The sequence below is a fragment of the Streptomyces sp. NPDC050560 genome, assembly GCF_044457285.1.
Lineage (GTDB): Bacteria > Actinomycetota > Actinomycetes > Streptomycetales > Streptomycetaceae > Streptomyces.
On sequence record NZ_JBITGT010000010.1, the window covers coordinates 38461 to 54626 of the forward strand.

Genomic DNA, 16166 nt, shown 5'->3' on the forward strand with positions numbered 1-16166 from the left:
GGGATGCGCGTTTTCCGGTGTCCCCGCCGGTGCTGTGGCGGGGAGCGGGGTGGAGCGGCGACGCGGGACGCACAGGAGCGGCCTCGGCCGGCCGGTCCGACGGCGCGCGGGGCGCTGTCGTGCGGCGCGGGACATGGTTGCGTGCAATCGATTGCACGTCAATGGGCGGGCGCGCGTGACCTGTCGGGGCGCTCACCGCAGCAGGTCCCGTACGTGTGTGATCAGCAGTCGGCGCAGCACCGGGTCGTCCGCGAGGTGGGCGGGGAAGACCGCACGCTCGGCGAGGAAGTGGCCGACGAACGCCGCCGGGTTCCCCAACAGCGCGCCCGAGCCAGCCAGTTGACCGGCCAGGGGATCGGGCACGGACAGCGGACGCCCCTGCCGGTCCGTGCCGCGCCCGATGAGGACCATCCACGCCGCGACGGCGAGCGCGGCCCAGTGCGGCTCCGCACCGGCGGCGAGCCGGTCCTCGACGGTGCCGAGGAGCCGGATGGGGATCTTCACGGACCCGTCCGTGGCGACCTGGGCGGTGGTGTGCCCGAGTGCCGGGTTGCGGAACCTGTCGAGCACCGTCTCCTGATACACCGTCAGATCCAGGCCGTGCGGGGCCCGCAGGCTCGGTGCCGCGTCGCACGCCATCAACTGCCGTGCCGCCTCGGCGATACGGGGGTCGTCGAGCGCGGCGGCGATGGTGGGGTGGCCGGCGAGCGCCCCGGTGCAGGCGACGAGGGAGTGTGCCGCGTTGAGCATCCGCAGCTTGACCGCCTCGTAGGGGTGGACGTCGTCGGTGAGTGTCGCTCCGGCGTCCTCCCAGTGGGGCCTGGGCGCCGCGAAGCTGTCCTCGACCACCCACTGGCGGTACGGCTCGCACACCACGGTGCCCAGGTCGTCCGCCCCGATACGGCGGGCCGTCTCACGGCGGTCCGCGGGGGTCGCGGCGGGCACGATGCGGTCGACCACGGTGGACGGGAAGGCCACGTGCCCGTCGATCCACTCGGACAGGGCGGCGCCGTGCGGCAGCAGGGCGCAGAAGTCGTCGACGACGGCCCGTACGACCCGCCCGTTTCCTGGGACGTTGTCGCAGGGCACGACGGTGAGGGGCGCGCCGCCGCGGACACGGCGCAGGTGCAGCGCGGCGGCGAGTTGTCCCGCGACGGTACGGTGCCGGTGGCCCGGGGCGTCGAACAGCGCGGCGTCCCGCGCCACGAGCGGGTCGCGGACGTCGAGTCGGCGCGACGGGGTCAGCCGGTAGCCGCGCTCGGTCACGGTGAGGGTGACGACCCTGATGGCGGGGTCGGCGATCCGCTCCGGCGCGGTGACCGGATCGCTCACACCGCAGCGCGCCTCGCGCAGCACGCCGACGACCCGGGGCGGTGCCGACTGCGCGCCGCGTTCGACCACGGTGTAGAGGCCGTCCTGCGGCGCCAGTGCCCGCGCCGCGGCGTCGGAGCGCTGGGTGTAGGCGCAGATCCCCCAGTCCTCCCCGCGCAGCCCGTCCTCGGTGTAGACGGCCTGGTGGGCCCGGTGGAAGGCGCCGAGGCCCAGGTGCACGACGCCCGTGCCCACGTCGGCGGTGTCGTAATCGGGCAGGCGCAGGCCGTCCCGCTCGGCCAGGCGGGCCAGGAGGGCGCGGTTCAGCCGGCTCACCAGTGGTGCACCGTCCCGTCCTCCAGCCTGTTGACGGGCAGTTGGGCGGGCCGGTACGGGAACGCGGCGGCCCGCTCCTCGTCGATGTCCACCCCGAGCCCCGGCTCCTGCGAGGGGTGCAGGTACCCGCCCTCGTAGCGGTAGGTGTGCGGGAAGACGGCGTCGGTCTCCGGGGTGTGCCGCATGTACTCCTGGAGGCCGAAGTTGGGGATGCTGATGTCGAGTTGGAGGGCCGCGGCCATGCACACCGGCGACAGGTCGGTGGCCCCGTGCGAGCCGCTGCGCACGTCGTGGAGCGCCGCGTGGTCGAAGATGCGGCGCAGATGGGTGATACCGCCCGCGTGCACCACGGTGGCCCGTATGTAGTCGACGAGCTGTTCCTCGATGAGCTGTTTGCAGTCCCAGACGGAGTTGAAGACCTCGCCCACGGCGACGGGGGTGGTGGTGTGCTGCCGGATCAGCCGGTAGCCGGACTGGAGTTCGGCGGGCACCGGGTCCTCGATCCAGGTCAGGTCGTAGGGCTCAAGGCTGCTGCCGAGGCGGGCCGCCTCGATGGGGGTGAGCCGGTGGTGCGCGTCGTGCAGCAGGCGCAGACGCGGCCCGAACTCCTCGCGCACCCGCCGGAACACGGTGGGCACGTGCTGGAGGTAGCGGCTGGTGGACCACACGTTCTCGGTGGGCACCGCCGCGTCGGCCGGTTCGTAGAACATGCGGTCACCGCCGACGCCGTACGTGGACGCCAGGCCGGGGACACCGGTCTGGACGCGTACGGCGCGGTAGCCGAGGCCGCTGTAGTGGGCCACCTCGTCGAGGACACCGTCGACGTCCTCGGCGTTGGCGTGCCCGTAGACGGTGACACCCTCCCGGGAGCGCCCGCCGAGTAGCTGGTAGACGGGCAGGCCCGCCACCTTGCCCTTGATGTCCCACAGCGCGGTGTCGACGGCGGCGATGGCGGTCATCGTCACCGGGCCGCGCCGCCAGTACGCGCCCCGGTACAGATACTGCCAGGTGTCCTCGATACGGGAGGCGTCCCGGCCCGCGAGCAGGGGGACGACATGGTCGTCGAGGTAAGCGGCGACGGCGAGTTCGCGGCCGTTGAGCGTCGCGTCGCCGACGCCGGTGACCCCGTCCTCGGTGACGATCTTCAGGGTGACGAAGTTGCGGCCGGGGCAGGTGACCACGACCCGGGCCTCGGTGATCCTCATGCGCTCTCCCCGGTGGCGGTGCGCGGACGGCGGCAGGTCAACGGGTGGCCTCGTGTTCCTTCAGGAACTCCTCCGCGACCCGGGCGCCGCCCTGGTCGCGCCACTTCTTGTACACGGCGTCCCACTCGGAGACCTTCTTGCGCCCCGCCACGACCGAGGTCACACCGTCGCCGAGGATCTGGTCGAGACCGGCGCCACGGCTCGTGAAGGTCTCGGATTGCAGCCCCCAGCGGTCGTTGGGCTCCAGCAGCGGGACGACCTTCCGCTGCCAGGTGTGCAGCCGTTTGACGAGGTCGGGCCCGCCTGGCTGGTAGAGGACGTTGGGGGCGTCGCAGAGGTACTTCAGCGGCAGGTTGGTGTTCGACTCGATCAGGCCGAGCGGGGTGGGCACGGGGTCGTTGTCCTTGTTCGGCCTGAAGTGGACGCCTTCCAGGCCGTAGTGCGTGAGGCCGTACTCCCGCGTGCCGAACGGCGCGGCCAGGTAGTCGAGGACCCGCAGCAGCAGCCTGACACGGTCCTTGGGGGCCTTCTTCAGCAGGGTGTAGCCGAAGGCGCCGCGGGTCTGCTGGAAGTGCTGGGTGACACCGGGGACGGTGTAGGGCACGGCGGCGTCGAGGGTGTAGGCGCCCTTGATGCCCTGGAAGTCGCTGGGGTAGGCGAGGAAGCCGTCGACCATGGACAGCACCGTGCCGTTGTAGAACTGCGTCATCTCGTCCACGTTGGACACCGAGGTGGCGTTGGGCGTGTAGGAGCCGTTCGCGCGCAGCTTCGCATGGAAGGCCAGCATCTCCTTGAACGCGTCGGTGCCCCACATGTCGGTGGCCTCGCCGTCCCTGATGCGCCACTCGTTGGGGGTGCCGTGCCAGGGCCCGAAGGTGCGGTAGCCGAACGCGGAGCCGCTGTAGGCGCCCAGCGCCCACTTCCTGCCCGACGTGGCCCGCCGCGCCATGGCGGCGAAGTCGTCCGCCGTCATGCCGGGGCGGTACCCGGCCCCGGTCAGGGCCTCGCGGTTGATCCACAACGGGTCGCCGATCTTGGGCCGTTCGATGGGGACGCCGTACAGCCGCCCGCCGACGAGTCCGACGCCCTCCCAGGAGTACGGCGGCAGGTTGGCGAGGTTGGGATAGTCCTTGACGGCGTCACCGGAGAGGAACTCGGTGAGGTCGGCGCAGCGCGACTGGGCGAACTCGGCCTCCCGCGGCAGCACGAAACCGCCGCCGATGCTGATGATGTCGGGCAGGTCGTCACCGGCGAACACCGTGGTCATCTTGGCGCGGAAGTCGGCCTCAGGCACGGCGGTGAAGTCGAGCCGCACCCCGAGTGCCTTCTGCACGGCCGCGTAGAACCGGTTGTGCGACGCGGGCTTCGGGGGTGTGCCGTAGGTGATGCTGAGCACCTTGACGCGCTCCCTGCCCGTGCCGGGACGCTCCGCGACACCAGAGGCGAGGTGTCCTGGGTAGGAGAGGAACCCGGCCTGGACACCGTGTTCGTCGGCCGCCAGGTCCGGCTCCACCACCGTGCGCGGCACGTAGGCGGGCAGCGCGGCGGCCTTCTTGCCGGTGTTGGAGACCGACCCGTGCTCCTTGGTGTCGCAGGCGGTGAGCAGCGCGGGCGCGGACAGGGAGGCGCCCACGACCGCCAGGGAGCGGAGCAGCGTACGGCGCGAGGGGGTGGGGGCGTTCATGTCACCGGCCCTTCTGAGGAGGTGGTGGAGGAGCGGGAGGGGAGCCGGACGGGCGGCGAGGAGGCCGCCGGGTCAGCTCTTGATGGCGCCGGTGAGCACGCCCTTGGTGAAGTACTTCTGGAGGAAGGGGTAGACCAGCAGGATCGGCACGGTGGCGATGACCAGGACCGCCATCTGCGTGGTCTGCGGCGCGGACACCTGCCCCGCCTCGCTCAGCCCCGTGTCGGCGATCTGCGCGCCGCCGACCACATAGGTGCGCAGCACCTGCTGAAGCGGCCAGTGGCCCGACTCCAGATAGATCGAGGCATGGAACCAGGCGTTCCAGTACGTCACCGCGTAGAAGAGCGCGACGACGGCGAGGGCGGCCTTCGACAGCGGCAGGACGATGCGCCACAGGATCGTCCAGTCCCCGGCGCCGTCCAGCCGCGCCGCCTCGTACAGCTCCTCCGGGATGCCCTGGAAGAAGCCCCGCAGGACGACGAGGTTGAAGACGTTCACGAGGACGGGCAGGACGAGCGAGGCGTAGGTGTCCAGCATGCCGAGCCCCTTGACCAGGAGGTACGCGGGGATCATGCCGGGTGGGAAGAGGAACGTGAACAGGACGAGCAGGAGCACGGGCCTGCCGCCGACGACGCCGGGGCGCGACAGGGCGTAGGCGAGGAAGGTCGTACAGGCCAGGGAGAGCGCGGTGCCGACGAGGGTGACACCGGCGCTCACGGCGAGCGCCTTGGTGACGATGCCGCCGCCGAGGATCGTGGAGTAGGCGCGCAGGGTGGGGTGTGTCGGCCACAGCACCCAGCCGCCGTTCGCGACGACGTCGCGGTTGGAGGCCAGCGACGTCGACACGATGACCAGGAAGGGTATGAGGACGAGGGCCACCAGCACGGTCAGGGCGAGGCCCTTGCCGGCCTGTGTCAGGGGTGCGGGGCGTTCCATCCAGGCGGGCCGCGGGGTGCCCTGCCGGTGCCGCGCCCCGCGTGCCGCCGCCGTCTCGCGCCGGGTGCGGCGCAGCTCGCTCGCCGGAGCGGTCATCGGTACACCCCCTGCTCGCCGAGACGGTGGGCGATCTTGTTGGCGGCGAAGACGAGGGCGGCGCCCACGAGCCCCTTGAACAGCCCGGCCGCCGCCGCGTACCCGGTGTCGCCGTTCACGAGCCCCTGCCAGAACACGAAGGTGTCCAGCACCTCGCCCGCCTCGGGCCCCACCGACTGGCGTTGCAGCAGCATCTGTTCGAAGCCGACGGAGAGTATGTCGCCGAGCCGCATGATCAGCAGGAGGACGATCACCGGGCGGATGGCGGGCAGTGTGACGTGCCAGAAGCGGCGCCAGGGGCCGGCCCCGTCGATGGCGGCGGCCTCGTAGCTCTGCTCGTCGACGTTCATCAGCGCCGCGAGGAAGATGATGGTGCCCCAGCCGGCGTCCTTCCAGACGACCTCGGCCACGACGAGCGGCTTGTACGCGTCCGGGTTGCCGATGATGTCGACGCTGTGCAGCCCGGTGTCCTGGAGGACGTTGTTCAACAAGCCTGTGGCGCCCAGGACTTGCTGGAAGAGGGCGACGACGATGACCCACGAGAGGAAGTGCGGCAGATAGACGACGGACTGCACGAAGCGGCGCAGCACGGACGAGGTCAGGCTGTGCAGCAGCAGGGCGATCGCCAGCGGCACCGGGAAGAAGAAGACGAGCTGGAGCACGGCGATCGCGACGGTGTTCCAGGTCGCGTGCCAGAACTCCGGGTCGCCGAGCATACGGCCGAAGTTCGCGGTGCCCGTCCAGGGGCTGGCCCACAGGCCGTCGAAGGGGACGTAGTCCTTGAAGGCGACGACGTTGCCGACGAAGGCGCCGTAGTGGAAGAGGAGGAAGTAGAGCAGGCCGGGCAGCATGAGCAGGATCAGCGTCCGGTGCCGTGTCAGACGGTGCCACATCGGGCCGTTACTCCTTTCTGCGCGTGTGCCGGCGCGGCGTGCGTGGTGCGGGGGTCAGGGCAGCGGCAGCCGGCCGCAGCGCTGCCGGAAGTGGCCGCCGCCCTCCAGGTGCGTGAGGACGGCCCGCTGGAGGGTGGTGCGCCGGGGCAGCCGTGCGAGGTCGGCCGTTCCCGGCGGGGCGTGGAAGACGAATTCGAGGACGGCGTCGTCGCAGGGCTGCGAGGCGCCGAAGAGGGTGAAACGCCGCTGGAATCCGAGGATGTTGGACGTCGGGGGCAGCAGCGCGGCCAACTGCTCGTCCAGGAGCCAGGACCGGCAGACCGCCTGGGTGTGGCGCTCGCCGGGGAAGTGGGTGGCGAAGAAGCGCGCGCCCTCGCGGAGCGACGCGTCGCACAGGCCGGGCGTCAGCGGACCGTCGCCGGGGATGTGCAGTTCCAGGACGTGCTCCCCGTCAGCGGGGCCGTCCGGCGGTGCGCCCCCGTAGGCGTCGGCCGCCAGTACGGCGCGGTCGAACTGGAGGCGGCCGACACGGAAGAGGGTGGCCCTGAAGTGCCGTACGAGCCACCGCTGCCGGTCGAGCCCCCCGGTGCGGTGGGCGAGGCGGTAGGTGGCCATCTTGGCGCCCACGTCGGCGACGGTGTCCCGGGTGACGCGCGGGTCGACCCCCAGGCGTCGGTGGGTCTCCAGCAGGCGCGGCAGCGCGGCGAGGCAGAGGTGGACGTAGAAGTGGCGGCCGTGCGCGCCGAGGCGGGCCGGGGCGTCTGGCCACGGCAGCCGGGAGGGCGGCACGGTGTCGTCGAACAGGGCGCGATGGCAGGCGCACAGGGCGCGCCACAGCTCGCCGTCCACCCGGTGTCCCGGCCAGGTGCGCAGCACGGTGTCGCGGTCCCGCTCGGGCACGTCCAACAGGTCCATGCGCGCCGCGAGTTGAGCATCCGTACAGGGCTCGGGGCCGGTCCGCGCCGGGCCCGTGGCCGGGAGTGCGGCGAGGGTCGCCGCCCACGCGTGTGCGTCGGCGTCGAAGGCGGGCGCCTCGGCGCCCCGGTGTGCCGCGGTCACCGTGGACTCCCTCCGGGCGCGGGGCGCCCCAGCAGCAGGGCCGTGTGCACCGTGAGGTCCCGGTCCCCGGGCGCGAAGGCGAAACGGACGAGGTCGGCGGGCCCGCCCACTGCCAAGCGGCCACGGTCCGCCACGAACCGGCCGGGCCCCGCGGTCGCCATGCGCAGCGCCGCACCGAGACCGAGACCGGCCGCCGCCACGACGTGCGCCACCCCCTCGGACAGACAGCGGGCGGCCCCGGCGAGATAGGGGGTGCCGGCCGCCACCAGCCGTCCGTCGTCGTGGAGTTCGACGCGGCCGCCGACCGGAGTCTCGTAGTGGCCCGGCGGGCAGCCCGCCAGCGCGACCGCGTCGGACACCAGGACACACCGGTCCTGCCCCTTGGCGCGGAGCATGGCGACGAGGGTGTCGGCGGGCAGATGGTGGCCGTCGGCGATCAGGCTCGCGGTGAGGCGGTCGTCGGCGAGCTGGCTCCACAGGTAGTTCGGGTGCCGCGGCAGGACGGCGTGCGCCCCGTTGCCCAGATGGGTGCTGAGCCGGGCGCCCGCCGCGGCGGCCGCGTGGATCTGGCCGGGGTCGGCGTGGGTGTGCCCGACGGCGACGTGGACACCCCGGGCGGTGAGGTGGGCGATGTACGCCGCGGAGCCCGGATGGTGCGGGGAGAGGGTGACCATGCCGACCAGCCCGCCGCACGCCCGCTGCCACGCCTCGAACTCGTCCGTCGACGGCGGTCTGACCCACCGCTCGGCGTGCACCCCGCGCGGCCCGTCCTGCGGCGAGATGTGCGGGCCTTCGAGGTGCACGTACGGCGCGGCGTGCGCGACCAGCGGATCGGCCCTGCGGGCGGCGGCGATCACCGCGAGCGCGTCCGCGGTCCGCTCGTGCTCCGCGGTGACCAGCGTCGGGACGAACGTGGTGACACCGCGGGCGTGCAGGCTCCGCACGAGCGCGCTCACCACGTCGACGGTCAGCCCCGGGGCGTTCAGGTCGTGCCCCGCGAAACCGTTGACCTGGAGGTCCACCAGGCCGGGGGAGAGCCAGTGCGTCTCGTCCGCCGGGCCCTCGCCGACCGCCGTGATGACACCGTCGGCCACCGACACCGCAAGCGGCCGCCCGGTGTCCGGGTCGCGCCCCGTGAGCCGCTGCTCAGCCACCGTGCACCACCTCCTCCGGCAGCAGCGCGGCGGCGCCGGTGTCGACGTGGAGCGTGCACCGGGGGTGGGTGCGCAGCGCGGTGGCGGGGCAGGCCGCGCCGACCGGGGCGCACACCGCGTCCCGCACGGCCGCGCTCTTGCGGCGCCCGAGCACCGTGCCGACCAGGCGCTCGGCCCGCAGCAGACGCGGCACCGTCAGGGTGACCGCGTGCGTGGGGACCTGCTCCAACGCCTCGAAGCAGTCGTCGTCGACCTGCTGGCGACGGCATGCCCCGTCCAGCTCCACCACCTTGACGTCGAGCGGGTCGTCGAGGTCGGCGACCGGGGGATCGTTGAAGGCGAGGTGCCCGTTGACGCCGATGCCCAGGCAGACCAGGTCGAGGGGGCCCTCGTCCAGCAGGCGCGCATAGCCGCGGGCCGCCTTCCCGGGCTGCGGGCCCGGGTCGATGAGAAGGGCGTCGGCGAGGGGCACATGGTCGAACAGGGCGCGGCGCAGCCACGGTCCGAAGCGCTGCGGCGCGTCGGGGGCGAGACCGATGTACTCGTCCATGTGGAAGGCGGTCACCCGCGTCCAGTCGATGTCGTCGCGGCCGCGCAACGCCGTGAGCAGCGGGAGCTGGCTGGGCGCCGCGGCGAAGACCACCCGCGCCGAGCCCTTCCGCGCCAGCGTGGACCGCAGCGCCTCCGCGACGGCGGCCGCCGCGGCGCGGCCCGTCTCTTCGGGCGTGGTGGTGACGCGTACATCGAGGGCAGAGGTGGGACTGGGCATCACAAGCCGTTCCTGCCGTGAGTACCGCTCCGTCGGGGCGGTCGGGAATGTGGGGTGCCGATGGCCCCCGGGTGGCGCACATGAAAGCGTGCAATCGGTTGCACGTCAATGGCGCGAACAGCGCGCGTCCGCCCGGGGCGGCGCCGCTACAGTGACGCCCATGTCCCCACGCGCCGACGGCACCACGCCAGGGCCCGCCACGCCCACCCTCGCCAGCGTCGCCCAGGCGGCGGGCGTCTCCCGCGCCACCGCCTCGCGCGCGTTCGGCAACCCCAGGGTGCTGCGCCCCGAGACCGTCGCCCGGGTCCACGCCGCCGCCCGCGACCTGGGCTACGTGCCCAATCCCGCCGCCAAGGCCCTGTCCACGGGGCGCCACGGGCTGCTCGCCGTGATCGTGCCCGACATCGCCAACCCCTTCTTCCCGCCGCTGATCGGCTCCGTCGAGGGCCGCGCCGACACCGCCGGGCTCGCCGTCCTGCTGGGCAACAGCGCGGAGGACCCGGCGCGCGAGCACCTGCTCATGAACAAGCTCGGCCTCCAGGTCGACGGGTTCGTGCTCGCGGCGAGCCGGCTGAGCGACGAGCAGATCCGCACCCACGCGGCGCGGCGCCCGGTGATCCTGGTCAACCGCGACCTGCCGGGCCTGCCCCGGGTGCTGATCGACACCGCCGCCGGGGTCACCGAGGCGGTCGAGCACCTGGCCGCCCTCGGCCACTCGCACCTCGCCTATCTGAGCGGGCCCGCCCGCTCCTGGGCCAACAGCCAGCGCAGGAAGGCGTTCCGCAGGACCGCCGAGCGGCTGGGGGTGGAACCGAGCCTGCTGCCCGCCCGTATCTCCAGCTACGCGGCCGGTCAGCAGGCGGTGCCCGGGCTGCTCGCCTCCGGGGTCACCGCCGTGGTCGCCTTCGACGATCTGCTCGCGCACGGGGTGCTCGCCGGGCTCGCCGAGCACCAGGTCGCGGTCCCTGACGAGTTCAGCGTGGTCGGCTGCGACGATGTGATGGCCTCCCAGACATACCCGCCCCTGACCACCGTGTCCGCCCGTGCGAGCGAGGCGGGCGCCACCGCGGTCGACCTGCTGACCCAGCGCCTCGAACAGGGCGCGCGCGCCGCCTCCGACGTCCGGGTGCTGCTGGACACGTCCTTGGTCGTACGCGCCACCACCGCGCCGCGGCCCTGATCCCGCACGGGTCCGCCGCCCCGGCTGCAACTCTCCCGCCGGGGCGGCGGAGGTCTCGCCCTTGACGTGCAACCGGTTGCGCACTTCAATGCCCGGCATGCCAGACACCCCGGTGCTTCGGCTGGCCGTCCTCGGCGCCGCGCACCCCCATGTCACCTACGCGCTCGACGAACTTCCCCACCACGACGGCCTCGCGCTCGTCGCGGTCGCCGACCCCGACCCCGCACTCGCCCACACCCACGCCCACCCGCACCGCGTCCCGTCCTACCGCGACCACCGCGCGCTGCTGGCGGACCACGGGCCCGACGTCGTCATGGTCGCCGGAATCTACGCCCAGCGGGCACGCGCCGTCATCGACGCGCTGGAGGCAGGCGCCCACGTCCTGGCCGACAAGCCGCTGTGCACCACGCTCGACGACCTGGACGCCATCGAGGAGGCCGCCGCCCGCACCGGCCGCACCGTCTCGCTGCTGCTGGAGAAGCGCCACTACCCGGAGACCGTCGCCGCCCGGCAGTTGCTCGCCCGGGGCGAGCTGGGCGAGCTGGCGACGGTCGCGGCCTCGGGGCCGCACAAGCTCAGGCGCGCGCAGCGCCCCGCCTGGTTCCTCGACCGCCGCAGCTACGGCGGCATCATCTCCGACCTCGCCGTCCACGACATCGACCTGGTCCTGCACCTGTCCCACGCCTCCGAGGGCACCGTCACGGCCGTCAGCGCCCCGGCCCCCGACGGCTTCCCGCTCAGCGGCGCGGTGCTGCTGAGGGCGGGCACGCTCGCCGCCACCATCGAGGTGAGCTGGCTCACCCCGGCCGCCGCCCCCTGGCACGGCGACTACCGGATGCGGCTGACCGGCACCCGGGGCGTCGCCGAACTGCTGTGGGCGCGGCACACGCTGACCGCCGTCACCGACACCCGCGAACCCCACGAGGTGCCGCTGCCGCCGGGACGCCGCCCGGGCGACGAGGCGCTGAGCGCCCTCGCCGCGGGGCGGGTCCCCGAGGTCGACACCGCACAGAGCGTCGCCGTCACCCGCATCGCCCTGCTGGCCCAGCTCAGCGCCGACGAGGGCGGCACACCCCACTCCTGGACCACCCGGCACACCTCCCCGGCGAACGGAGCACCGTCATGAGATTCCTGCTGGTGGGCGCCGGTGTCATAGGCGAGGTCCACGCCCGGCTCATCACCTCCCTGGACGGCCGCGGCGACCTCGTCCGCGTCGCCGACCGCGAACGGGAGCGCGCCGAGCGGCTCGCGGCCCGGTTCGGCGCCGAGGCCACCGACGACATCGGGGCCGCCATGACCCGCGACGACATCGACGCGGTCGCCGTCTGCACCCCCAGCGGCAACCACGCCGACCTGGCGGTCGCGGCCCTGGAGGCGGGCAAACACGTCGTCGTCGAGAAGCCGTTGGACATCACCCTGGAGGCCGCCGACCGTATCCTCGCGGCGGAGCGCGCCAGCGGCCGCACCGTCGCCGTCATCAGCCAACGCCGCTTCCAGCCCGCGCCCGCCTTCGTCCACGAGGCCATCACCGCGGGCCGGCTCGGCCGGGTGACCTCGGCCGTCGCCGAGTCCACCTTCTGGCGCCCCCAGGAGTACTACGACTCGGGCGGCTGGCGCGGCACCCGCGCCGTCGACGGCGGCGGCGCCCTCATGAACCAGGGCATCCACGCGCTCGACCTGCTGGTCTGGATGCTCGGCGAACCCGTCGAGGTACGGGCCTTCGACGCCTGCCTCGCCCACGCGCGCATCGACGTCGAGGACACCGTGTCCGCGGCCATACGCTTCGCGAGCGGCGCGCTCGGCACCCTCACCGCCACCACCGCCGCCTACCCGGGCCTGCCCGTACGCCTCGCCGTCCACGGCGACCAGGGCAGCGCGGTCATCGAACGGGAGGAACTCACCTACTTCCACACCCGCGAAGGGCAGGAGCCGGGGGCGGAGCACGCCCACCACCAGGCTCCCGTACTGCCGGAACCGGCCGGGCAGGACTCCATAGACACCGCCCACCGCGACCAGTACCTGGACTTCCTCGCCGCCGTGGCGGAGGGGCGCCCGCCGCTCGTCGGCACCCGGGAGGGCCGCAGGGCGCTCCAAGTGGTCCTTGCCGTCTACGAATCCGCCCGCACCGGCGACTCCGTCGCCCTGAACGGAGCCCCGGCATGCGCATAGGCATCATCGGCACCGAGAACAGCCACGGTGACCACATCATCGACCACCTCAACGTCCGACAGGCCGCCGGGGACGCCCGTATCGTCGCGCTCAGCGGGGGACACAGCCCGAGGAACGAGGCGCTGGCCCGCACCGGCCATATCGACCTGATCGTCGACGAGCCCGCCGACCTGCTGCGCTCGGTCGACGCCGTCATCATCACCGACCGGCACGGCGGTCTGCACCGCGCGCACGCGCTGCCCTTCCTCACCGCGGGGCTGCCCGTCTTCGTCGACAAACCGCTCGCCTGCACCGTCACGGACGCACAGGCCATCGTCGACGCCGCCGTCGCCCATGACGCGCCCCTCACCTCGTCCTCGGCGCTGCGATGGGTCGCGGACACCGACGCGCTGGCCACCGCACTCGAAGGACCGCCCCGGGCGGTGGTCACCTCGGGTCCGGCCGACCCCGCCAGCGAGCACGGCGGCATCTTCTTCTACGGCATCCACCCCGTCGACGTCGCCCTTCGGCTCGCGCCCGGGCCGGTCTCGGCGGTGCACACGCACACCACCGACACCACGGTGACGGCCGTCTTCACCGCCGGGCCCACCCGCGTGGTGGTGAACCTCGTCAGGCCGGAAGGGGCGCGCCAGATCCCCTTCCACGGCACGGTCGTCACCCAGGACGCGGTGGCGGCAAGGGAGTTGACCCTCGACGCGCACTACTGCGTCCCGGGCCTCGAAGCGTTCCTCACCATGGCGCGCACCCACGAACCGCCCATCGCGTACACCGACCTGCTGCGCCCCGTCCAGGTACTCGAATCGATCGCCGGGGCCCTGTAGCCACGGGCGTGGGGCCCCGTGCCGCTACCTGGCGAGGACGGCGCGGAGGACTCCGGTGAGCACGGCGGCCGGGTCCGCCGCGCCCGACGCGGCGCGCCAGGCGACGAAGCCGTCGGGGCGGACGAGCACCGCGCCGTCGGCGCCGATCCCGTGCGCCTTCTCCCCGCCCTCGACGTCCACGTCCGCGCCCAGCACGTGGGAGCGGATCTCGACGCCCAGCGCGGTCGCGAGGTCCTTCGCGGCCCGCGTCCACGCCGCCCCGTCGCGCCCTGCCAGCAGGACGAAGGCGTCGCCGTACAGGTCGAGGGTCGAGCCGCCGTCGGCGGTCGGGCGGTGCGGCGCGCGGGTGCCGGGCTGCGCGGCGAGTTCGACGGCGGGGACCGGGTCGGCCGGGTGGCTGCCGGGCACGGCCGCCGAGGCGTATCTGAAGCCCGTCGTCACGGCCGAGTAGGGGAGCAGTTCGCCCCGCGCGCCGTCCGACATCCGGTCGCCGAAGCGGGCGAGCGCCTGCTCCATCGCGAGCCTGCCGTACGGCCGCCGCTCGGCGTCGTAGGTGTCGAGCAGCCCAGGGCCTGCCGAGCCCGCGAGGACGGCGGCCAGCTTCCAGGCCAGGTTGTGCGCGTCCTGGATGCCGGTGCTGCCGCCGAACCCGCCGGTGGGCGGCTGGATGCGCGCCGCGTCCCCGGCCAGGAACACCCGGCCGCGGCGGTACGCCCTGGCCACCCGCGCGCCGATCGGGAAGCCGAGCACGGTGACGTCGGTGCCGGGGATCTGCGGCCGCAGTGTGACCGCGACGTCGTCGAGTCCCGACGCCTCCCGCACCATCCGCGCCACCCGCTCGGGGGTGAACTCCGCGAGGGACTCGTGCCGTGGGTCGTAGCCGGTGCTGAACAGCCACCGCGCGCCCGAGTCGTCGTGCGGCATCAGCGAGCTGAACGGGCGCGGTCGCTGTAGGTAGGCGATGCCTATCCGGCGGCCGCGGACGGCGGGCGCGAGGTCGGCCTCGACGAGCGCGGTGATCGTGTCGAAGAGCACCCCCGGGCCGTCGCTCTCGATCCCGAGCCGGGCACGGGTCCCGCTCCTCGCCCCGTCGGCGGCGACGGCGTACCGGGCGCGGCACCGGGTCTCGTCGCCGCTCGCCCGGTCCCTGAGCGTCGCCGTCACACCGCCGACGTTTTGGTCCAGGGCGGTGACCTCGGTGAAGTACCGCAGGTCCACGCCGAGTTCGCGGGCGCGGTCGCGCAGGACGACTTCGAGCCTGTCCTGGTCGATCCCCGCGAAGGCCGACGTGCCGTAGGAGAGCGGGTCGGTGAACTCCTCCGCCGCCTCCGCCACCGGCTCGTAGGGCCCGGCCAGCGTCTCGGCCCGCAGCGGTACGAACGCGCCGTCCGCGCGCCGCGCGCTCTCCGCCCGGATCGCCCCACCGAGGCCCACCTGTTCGAACACCTCCACGGTGCGGGGTGTGATGCCGCGCAGCCTCGGGTGGACGAGCAGGTCGGTATGGCGCTCCACGAGCGTCACGGACACGCCCCGGTGGGCGAGGAACAGGGCGGCGCTCAGCCCGGTGAGGGCGCCTCCGACGACGAGTACCTGGGTCTGGGGTGGTGTGTTCATGGCGGCATAATTATATGGATGAATAATTCTGTCAAACAGATGGATGAATGAGTTGGGCGGACGGATGGCAGAATGCCGGGCATGGCCTCGAAGCAGAGCGACACGGGCGCGCGGCGTGCGCCGGCCCCGCACGAGCGGCGGCGCGACCCCGAGCGCACCAAGGCGCGCATCCTGGACGCCGCCATGGAGGAGTTCGCGGCGAAGGGCTTCGCCGGTGCCCGGGTGTCCGCGATCGCCGGGCGCGCCGGTGTCAACCAGCAGCTCATCGCGTACTACTTCGACGGCAAGGAGGGGCTGTACCGCGAAATGGGCCGCAGATGGCGGGCCTACGAGGCGGCGGCGTTCCCCGACGGCATGGACCTCGGCGAGATGGTCAAGGGCTATGTGCGGGCGAGCGTGGCGGACCACCACAGCGGTCGCCTGCTCGCCTGGGACGGACTTGAGTACACCGGCGGGGACGACGCCGAGGCGCAGGCCCGCGACACCCGGCTGGGGCACGAGGTGGAGGGCATCCGCGAACGCCAGCGCGCCGGGGAGATCGACGACGGCATCGACCCGGCCGCCCTGCTGCTCATCGCCCTGAGCGCGAGCAACGCCCTGGCGGTCTACCCGCAGTTGGTCCGCGGCCTCTTCGGCGCCGACAGTGACTCGCCGGAGCTGGTCGAGCACTATGCCGAGCAGCTCGCCCGCGTACTCGCCAGGCTCGGCGGCCCCCGCCCCGACTGACGGACCGTCCCCCCCCCCCGCCGGGGCGCGCCGCGGTTTCCGCGGCGGCCCCCCTCCGTGCCGGCCCCACCGCCGCATCGCCGACCGGGCGTCGCCTACCGCCGCATCGCCGACCGGGCGTCGCCCGCCGCCGCGTCGGACCCGTCCGCGCCACACGCCGCTCACCCCTGGCCCGCGGCAGCTCACCCATGTCGCGCGGCCGGTCTCCCGTAG

The 16166-nt window shown here is 73.5% G+C and carries 14 protein-coding genes; 5 read left to right on the forward strand and 9 right to left on the reverse strand.

The window, feature by feature from the left end; all coding sequences use genetic code 11:
• Positions 1–192: 192 nt before the first annotated feature.
• The 8 genes from ACIBIW_RS23295 to ACIBIW_RS23330 form a co-directional block, all read right to left on the reverse strand.
• Complete coding sequence (locus ACIBIW_RS23295; RefSeq protein ID WP_399338917.1) at positions 193–1647, reverse strand: mannitol dehydrogenase family protein; 1455 nt, start codon at positions 1645–1647, stop codon at positions 193–195.
• Positions 1644–2852, reverse strand: a complete 1209-nt coding sequence (gene manD, locus ACIBIW_RS23300; protein ID WP_399338918.1) for a D-mannonate dehydratase ManD — start codon at positions 2850–2852, stop codon at positions 1644–1646. The genes ACIBIW_RS23295 and manD overlap by 4 nt, the downstream gene beginning before the upstream one ends.
• Before the next feature lie 37 nt (positions 2853–2889).
• Positions 2890–4536: an extracellular solute-binding protein gene (locus tag ACIBIW_RS23305; protein ID WP_399338919.1), complete on the reverse strand. Its 1647-nt coding sequence runs from the start codon at positions 4534–4536 to the stop codon at positions 2890–2892.
• Between the two features lie 72 nt (positions 4537–4608).
• Entirely contained in the window at positions 4609–5472 is an 864-nt protein-coding gene (locus ACIBIW_RS23310) for a carbohydrate ABC transporter permease (protein WP_399339203.1), read from the reverse strand.
• 92 nt (positions 5473–5564) lie between these two features.
• On the reverse strand, positions 5565–6461 hold the full coding sequence (locus tag ACIBIW_RS23315) for an ABC transporter permease (protein ID WP_399338920.1): 897 nt from the start codon (positions 6459–6461) through the stop codon (positions 5565–5567).
• 54 nt (positions 6462–6515) lie between these two features.
• Positions 6516–7520, reverse strand: coding sequence for an acyltransferase domain-containing protein (locus tag ACIBIW_RS23320; RefSeq protein ID WP_399338921.1), 1005 nt, complete (start codon positions 7518–7520; stop codon positions 6516–6518).
• A complete protein-coding gene (locus tag ACIBIW_RS23325; protein WP_399338922.1) occupies positions 7517–8674 on the reverse strand; it encodes an N-acetylglucosamine-6-phosphate deacetylase in 1158 nt (385 codons plus the stop codon). Before ACIBIW_RS23325 ends, ACIBIW_RS23320 begins: the two co-directional genes overlap by 4 nt.
• Positions 8667–9443 (reverse strand): 6-phosphogluconolactonase, encoded by a 777-nt coding sequence (locus ACIBIW_RS23330; protein WP_399338923.1) that lies wholly within the window; start codon positions 9441–9443, stop codon positions 8667–8669. The genes ACIBIW_RS23325 and ACIBIW_RS23330 overlap by 8 nt, the downstream gene beginning before the upstream one ends.
• 160 nt (positions 9444–9603) lie before the next feature.
• Here ACIBIW_RS23330 and ACIBIW_RS23335 point away from each other — a divergent pair, with 160 nt between their 5' ends.
• The 4 genes from ACIBIW_RS23335 (at position 9604) to ACIBIW_RS23350 (ending at position 13613) form a co-directional block, all read left to right on the forward strand.
• Positions 9604–10623 carry a LacI family DNA-binding transcriptional regulator gene (locus tag ACIBIW_RS23335; protein ID WP_399338924.1) on the forward strand — a complete coding sequence of 340 codons (1020 nt, stop codon included), beginning with the start codon at positions 9604–9606 and terminating at the stop codon, positions 10621–10623.
• Positions 10624–10720: 97 nt separating this feature from the next.
• Entirely contained in the window at positions 10721–11749 is a 1029-nt protein-coding gene (locus tag ACIBIW_RS23340) for a Gfo/Idh/MocA family protein (protein ID WP_399338925.1), read from the forward strand.
• Positions 11746–12792 (forward strand): Gfo/Idh/MocA family protein, encoded by a 1047-nt coding sequence (locus ACIBIW_RS23345; RefSeq protein WP_399338926.1) that lies wholly within the window; start codon positions 11746–11748, stop codon positions 12790–12792. The genes ACIBIW_RS23340 and ACIBIW_RS23345 overlap by 4 nt, the downstream gene beginning before the upstream one ends.
• Complete coding sequence (locus ACIBIW_RS23350; protein ID WP_399338927.1) at positions 12783–13613, forward strand: Gfo/Idh/MocA family protein; 831 nt, start codon at positions 12783–12785, stop codon at positions 13611–13613. Before ACIBIW_RS23345 ends, ACIBIW_RS23350 begins: the two co-directional genes overlap by 10 nt.
• Before the next feature lie 24 nt (positions 13614–13637).
• On the opposite strand, the gene ACIBIW_RS23355 is transcribed toward ACIBIW_RS23350, so the two are convergent.
• Positions 13638–15227 (reverse strand): FAD-dependent monooxygenase, encoded by a 1590-nt coding sequence (locus tag ACIBIW_RS23355; RefSeq protein WP_399338928.1) that lies wholly within the window; start codon positions 15225–15227, stop codon positions 13638–13640.
• Between the two features lie 81 nt (positions 15228–15308).
• On the opposite strand from ACIBIW_RS23355, the gene ACIBIW_RS23360 reads away from it, so the two are divergent.
• Complete coding sequence (locus ACIBIW_RS23360; RefSeq protein ID WP_399338929.1) at positions 15309–15953, forward strand: TetR/AcrR family transcriptional regulator; 645 nt, start codon at positions 15309–15311, stop codon at positions 15951–15953.
• The last annotated feature ends 213 nt before the right edge of the window (positions 15954–16166 follow it).